The organism is Borborobacter arsenicus (genome assembly GCF_003934165.1).
Classification (GTDB): Bacteria; Pseudomonadota; Alphaproteobacteria; order Rhizobiales; family Rhizobiaceae; genus Pseudaminobacter; species Pseudaminobacter arsenicus.
Genome location: NZ_RKST01000070.1, coordinates 1 through 6,364, shown reverse-complemented (window position 1 = coordinate 6,364; position 6,364 = coordinate 1). Strand labels below are relative to the sequence as shown.

Below are 6,364 nucleotides of genomic sequence, written 5' to 3'. Positions count from 1 at the left end.
CGATGCCGGCAACACATTCCGGCGTCCAAACGTGGTCCGTCAACCGACCGCGAACCCGCAATCCGGCTTCAAACATGGCCGTCGGCTCAATCCACAAGGGTTAATGCGGGTCTCCAGCTCGTGTTGTGTCTTTGCAATCCTGAAGGCATTGAGAACATGAGGTGAAAGCCATTTCAGGAATTCTCTATGCCGGCTTTCAAACTCATCGGAAGCCGATTTTGTAGAAATCCCGAACCACCCGATACACCCGTCCAGGCACATGTTAGATCCACTAATTTTGTGAATGTCGTATCTGGGCAGAAACTCCTGATGGATAACGCTGGCGCGTGCCTCCTCCTCAGAAACGTACTCGCGCTCATCGATAAAGTCGCCTAGCGTTCTTGCCATGACCCGAGATGTTCGGAAGTCCATGCCAGCATAATTGTGCAAATACTCATCCGCCATGCCGGGGTCACCGCGTGCGAACAGATTGACGTACGTGTCACCTGTCTCGAGTGAGGCCAAAAGAAGATGGACGGGCCCCCCCTTAACAAGTTCTGAAATATCATGACTGGCGTCCAGCCAAATCTCTGCGTCATTGGCTGCTTGATAAAGCTTATGAAGAATTCTGTCTGGCTGCTCCATTTGTCCCTCCGGCCAGGCGAGATGTTCCGTTTCAACACCAACTTACGTCAATACAGTTTCCGGAAACTAACAAACCCACCCATTTGATTGTATTCATAAATACCTACGTTACTATTCCTTCTCTCATAAAAGATATTTATTTCAGGTTTGATACCCTTCCATTCCAAGCTGTCGTGGGAAATGGTCAATGCCGGTCGAGTGGTTATATCTTTGCGATTAAGGCTCCAAAAAGCGTCGTATTGCGTGAACCTGGTGCGTGTCAGCGACAGCTGCGGCGCGAGGTTGAATTGGCCGGCCTTTATCGCCAGTCCGAAGTCAACCTTTGGAGCGACATATGTGTAGTACTCATTCCGGCTGTTCAGATGCTCCAGTTCGACTTTGGCAAAAGCCGTGGCATTGGGCAGGAAGGTCCAGTCTCCGAATGTATAGGGCCTGTAGAAACCGCCCGAGATATCTTCATTCTCGGCAGACATATAGCCAATTTGCCCACCGACGCCGATGCCGGCGGCATCGGAAATCCTGAAGCGCTTCCACGCTTCGACGGAAGGCAGGGCATACGAATTATCATCGCTAACCTCGCTGTCTACGCTAACCTGGGTATAGAGACCGGGAATGCCCGAAGCCTGCCTAGCAATCGCAAGATGGAAGCGACCCGCTACAAGGTCCTTGTTCTCGAAAAGACGTGCCGAGCCATAGAATTTTGTCAGCAAGCCTGTCTTCCAAAGCTTCTCCACCGAAAGCCATGGCTCTACACCATAGGAGATCTCCTTTGGTGCCGGCGGTTGAAATTCAAGCGGGATCCCATTGAAAAAGATCGTACCGCCGTCTGCAACACGAGATGGATTAGAGTCGGTTATTGCGCGAATACCGTATCGAACCCGCATGATCCGAAGTTCAACTTCTTCCATATAAGGAAGAATGTTTCTTTTCACTGCCTGGGGAATATTCGGCGCGTTATAGACCGACTGGAAAAGCTTTAGCGATTCCTCGTACTGGCCGACTGCATATAGCGATCGGGCCATCTCAAGTTTAATCCTAGAGGTAGGCACCTCCCGAAGGAGGTGCCGGAAGGTCTCGATGGCAAGGTCGTGACGTCCTGTTGCAGCAGCCGCAATTGCCGATTTGAACCGGTTGTCTGCCAACTCCTGGTCGTATACCGCAGCCTGCGCAACCGTACATGCCAATGAAGCAGCAGCAACGATTGGAATTGTCAACTTCACTTCTTGACGGCTCCAAACCCGCCCCCGAAGCTTTCCAAGCTTCCCGGCGCCTTACCCTTAAGCGCGAAAATACCGCCGACTTCCTGAGCGCCTGGGCCGTAGAATCGGCCATCAGCGTTACCGGTCATTGAGCCGCCAGCGGTGGCAACCGTTCCGGTGAGTTCATTGCTGCCAGCCGCATAGCTTAGATTGCCGATGAGATTAAGGTCGCTGCGCGAGCCAGCAAGGAGGGACTCAGTCTGCGTGGTGGCAAAGCTGACCTTTCTTGCGGCGAAGTCAGCGCCGAGCGTTGCTTCAGCGGTGACAATATCTGCCAGGCCGGTCTTGTCGGTATAAATGCCGCCAGCAGCGCCTTTGAAAGCCGCGGTCCCGGCCGACGGTAATGCCGACGCCTTGGACTCTGCACCTACGCTAAAGACACCGATCTTACCTTTTGTTTCTTCGGCATTGCTCGTCGCCCAAACGCCGAAGGTTTGGTATTCAAATCCCAGCGCTTCGGGTGAGGCGGCTACTGCGTAGCTGCGGCCGTCGTTTCTTTCTGCAAGCAACAGGCCATCATTTTCGATCAAATTGCTGTTGGATGCGTCCCACTTCTCCGAGGTGGTCGGAGTCTTGATGGCGACGGCTGTAATATCCTCTTTGCCATCCAGTGTGATGTCGACGGATGTTTTACCTGTCGCAGTAAACGCGGAAACCGCGGTGGCATTCTCAATTCCCGGCTTAGTGTCTACCGATACTTCCTTGCCGATGCCGTTAATGGTTGTCGTTCCTGGGGCATTCATTGATGAAAAGCCAAGGAATGATGGTCCCCCAGGTCCGCCAGCACCACCACCGCACGCCGCAAGCATGAGTGGAGCGGCGAGCAACACTACTGCTTTAGTTATATTTCTAGAAGCCAAGTTAAACCCTCCAATAATATTAACCGAGAAATCAGATATGATGAAGCATCGATGTTAAGTTACTGGTCTAGATGCCTTCGATTTCAAGCTGACCTTGGCGCCTTACCCGAATGCCTTGGTAAGCGCTTCCCCCATCTGGGGGAAGCGCTTTGTCCTCCATACTCTATTTGGTTGATGCGGACCGCCATCGTCATCAATGTGAGGAGTGGGAAAAAAGTGGGGGTAAGAAAATTTGACGTAGCCGGAGTCCTTTTTGCTGGAAAGAATATTCGGTGACCTCGCAGTTGAAGATGAATGTCTGGGTGGAAATGATCGGTGCGGATGGCGTTCCGCAGCGGCGGGAGGTCGCGGGCGTCATACGCGATGTCGATGGAGCGCGGTTCGAGGATTTCGGGCTCACTCTCGACGAGAGCAAGAATATCCTGCGCAATCTGCAGGCAGAATTCGTCCAGTTCCAGGTCGATCAAGCCGGCCGCGCAGATCGGGTTTGCATGGAATGCGGCCGCCGCGGAATTCATGACTACCGACCGCGTACCGTCCACTCGCTCTTTGGCGTCTGCCGCATGCGCGTCACTCGCTTTGATGGTGGTGCGTGCCGGGCAAGTGCTGGCGCAGGGAGGATTGAAGCCCTGTTGAAGGGCAGAGCGATCCCAGAACTCGAGCGGGTACAAGCTGAACTCGGATCAAGGCTGTCATTCCGAGAAGCAGCTACGGTTCTCGATCTGTTTGCGCCAGCCGCGCAGTCAGACCGCAGACGGCCCCTAACTCTGCCGTCCGTTCTGCCCCAAACTGATGGCAGGTTTCGGGTGGTGACATGAGCACACCGAACGGCGGAAATGAAGGTCGGGAGCCGTCGCCACAGGGCCGGCAGCGCTTTCCTCGACGGATCGCTGTCCGGCGGCAAGAATGTCGGCAGACTGTACGTTCGGTCGAGAGGCCGGCCCCAGTCACCGGGAGACCGGAAAGAAGTTGGGGGTGTCAGGTGGCGATGAGGACGGCATTTCGCTCGGGAGACCGGTTTATTGCTGCAGGTTTAGAGAGGCCGGTGTATCGCTCCAATCTACCCGTTCAGATGTGCGGTTCGAACATTGAGCAGGAACTGGGCGGGTCGCAGCGATATACCCGAGCGCGCTCACTTCCAGCGATCAGTCCGAATTTGACACCCCAGGCTCCCGTATTCGGCCGAGGAGCCGCCAGCTGCACGCTTCTGGCAAGAACAAGGTGATGTGGCCCTCCCGCTGCATCCGACATTCACGCGGCACGCAACGCGTCATGCTCTGAACCGGTCGTGCGCCGTCTGCCGAACGGTCGGCGGCTCCGCGCCTCGTCCCAGCGATAATCTCGGTGCGCAGGTAACGCAGTTCGTCCCCGTACAGGTCTTCATCGACCTCGATCCACCAGGCCTTCGGCCGACCATCACTGCCCGTCAGACCAGCGATATCCCCTCCCCTTCAGGTGATCCTTCAAGTCGAAAGGCGCGTTTTCGGCGAAAATGCGAATCCTGCAGTGGGCGCTTGAGTGCAGCAGTTCGGCAAAGGAAGCGCACCGCCCTCGCCCGTCGGTCTTGCCAGCACTTCAAGAAGTGCTGGCAATCGTTGGTGGCACGATGTCCTTCGTGGAACAGGCCGGACTGTCCAACAAGATAGCCAAGTTTGTTGCCCTCAAAGCCCAGATCGGCCCAACGAAATTCGGTGACCGAGCATGCCCATGCGTTGGGAACGAAGGCCGGCGAAAGTTTTTCACAAAACGGCCGATAAAATCCGGCATTGTGGGCAATGATAAGGTCGGCCGGTTCGATCAGCGCGTCGAAGGCGGCGATCTCAGCCGCCTAGGGAGACGGAGGGCTAGGGGCTGGAAGTGGTGGAGACGTTGGTTCTAGCCTTGCCAGGCAGCAGAGGTTTGAAGGGCGGCTATCTGGTTGCCCTTCTTCTATCTACCCGGTGCCCTGCTCAACGTTGGCGTTTCCTCGCCCAACGCCTCGGCGATCTCTGCAGGCAGTTGCCTGACGGCCGACATGGCCTTCTCACGCCATGACGGGCCGCGGCCGCAGAGTTCCTGCCACAAATCCTTGAGTTCGCCCGGCCGCTGGACTGATAGCACCGTGATCAATGCGCGCGCCTGGTCGAGGTCCTTGCGGGATTTCGCGGCGCTTCTCGGATCCTCCATGCGGCGCATCTGGCTGACGATCAGTTTGTGCAGCGCGTATCGGGTCGGATCGGGGACGTTGATGGGAATTCCGGCACCGTGCAAGGCAACACCGTTGACCTCCTGATACAGCAGGTAGTCCAAGTACCTAAGGAACTGAGCACCCGTTCGCAACGCAGGCAAGTTTCCGGTTTTCTCCCGATCCGGGCCGCGCATCGGACTGAGGACGTCCACGGAGAAGCGCTCGTCTCCACCCACACGCAGCGCGTATCGAAGGGTTTGGCGGGTGTCCATGGGACTCGAGATCGCCTCGAATCTCTTATCGACGTTCTTCAGCACGGTCTCGAGGTCGGGATCGATCTCGTCCTTGACGGCGATGGCAATAGACTGGAACTGACCGATATCCAGATCACCGGTTCGGCTCAAAGTGGCAGGCATGTGGACGCCAAGCATCCCAGGATAAGTCTGGAACGCTACCGAACCGACTACGGCTGCTCTCAGCCGGAAGACGCCTGCCTCGGCCATGGCCGCCATAATGTCGCCGGACATCGCGTCAGGCATGGGAAGTCGAGCAGCTCGAAGGGCCCTCACCATATCTCGGCGTTGACGCAGGTTTTCGACGTGATCCTGCATTTCCTGGAGGCGGCCTCGCGTTTCCTTGCTATCGGGACCGATGTATTTGGCGGAAGGCCTTTTGCCGTCAGCGGCTGTGGGCGGCTGCCAGTACCAGTAGAGGCGGCCTTTCACCTCGCGCGAGTAGGCGGAACCGCCTTGCGACGTCAGAGCGGAGATGTTGCCCGTCCACACACGATGTACAAGATCGGCGTAAATCGTCTGGATGGCGATAGGGAGTTCTTCGTATTTGGCCATGACTGGTCTCGTTGTAGGCAATTTGAGAATCCTGCCTGCAACCCTATCATGGTGCATCGTTGTAGGCAATTAAACGAAAATGCCTACAAGAACGTAATCTAGGAAATTTGCAGAAGACTTATAACGCAAAAAAGCCCGGGCGTCCGGGCGTGACACCCTGAGGGCTTCCCACTCAATTGCCTAGAAAAAGGGGAGGACCAAACCTCCCCTTACGCGGCTTCCCGCTTTTTCGCAGCACGCATCCTGGCATTCACCTCGGCGTGAAGAGCGTATTGGTGATCATACGATGAGATCAGGTTCCCAGCTGACACGCGCCACCAAAACGTCGCCGACGGGTGCCGGACCACCCATCCAGTTGATGGATTTCGTCTTCAAGGTCGTCAGCAGCGGGCGAAGAAAACCCAGCCGGAACAAGGTTTCCGGCTAGAGGCACGATCGTGCCCTCATAGGAAATTGGAAGAGTCTGAAAGGTTGCGGCGGCTCCTGATGTCGCTTGGCACTTAATTGTAAGAATGCGCCGGTTAGGTTCAGGCTCGGCATTTAATTGTGAGAATCTTTGCCGCCAGTTTCTCAAATTAAGTGCATCTGCGAGGAAGCTTTCCACCT

Annotated in this window: 5 protein-coding genes and 2 pseudogenes; 1 reads left to right on the top strand and 6 read right to left on the bottom strand. The window is 55.9% G+C overall.

All coding sequences use genetic code 11. The features are described from left to right. Positions 1-39: 39 nt before the first annotated feature. From EET67_RS24955 to EET67_RS24945, 3 genes are read right to left on the bottom strand one after another with little or no spacing between them, the layout of a single operon-like run. Positions 40-624 carry a hypothetical protein gene (locus EET67_RS24955; RefSeq protein ID WP_128628868.1) on the bottom strand — a complete coding sequence of 195 codons (585 nt, stop codon included), beginning with the start codon at positions 622-624 and terminating at the stop codon, positions 40-42. Positions 625-671: 47 nt separating this feature from the next. Beyond that, entirely contained in the window at positions 672-1,844 is a 1,173-nt protein-coding gene (locus EET67_RS24950; RefSeq protein WP_245451241.1) for a surface lipoprotein assembly modifier, read from the bottom strand. After that, positions 1,841-2,743, bottom strand: coding sequence for a transferrin-binding protein-like solute binding protein (locus tag EET67_RS24945; protein ID WP_128628867.1), 903 nt, complete (start codon positions 2,741-2,743; stop codon positions 1,841-1,843). The genes EET67_RS24950 and EET67_RS24945 overlap by 4 nt, the downstream gene beginning before the upstream one ends. Positions 2,744-3,027: 284 nt before the next feature. On the opposite strand from EET67_RS24945, the gene EET67_RS24940 reads away from it, so the two are divergent. Further along, on the top strand, positions 3,028-3,561 hold the full coding sequence (locus EET67_RS24940; protein WP_128628866.1) for a hypothetical protein: 534 nt from the start codon (positions 3,028-3,030) through the stop codon (positions 3,559-3,561). A gap of 452 nt (positions 3,562-4,013) precedes the next feature. Here EET67_RS24940 and EET67_RS26285 read toward each other — a convergent pair. The 3 genes and pseudogenes from EET67_RS26285 to EET67_RS25930 form a co-directional block, all read right to left on the bottom strand. Next, positions 4,014-4,550, bottom strand: a pseudogene (locus EET67_RS26285) (3'-5' exonuclease); the annotation flags it as partial. 122 nt (positions 4,551-4,672) lie between these two features. After that, on the bottom strand, positions 4,673-5,758 hold the full coding sequence (locus tag EET67_RS24935; protein ID WP_165900042.1) for a nucleotidyltransferase family protein: 1,086 nt from the start codon (positions 5,756-5,758) through the stop codon (positions 4,673-4,675). Between the two features lie 292 nt (positions 5,759-6,050). After that, positions 6,051-6,364: pseudogene (locus EET67_RS25930) on the bottom strand (hypothetical protein); the annotation flags it as partial.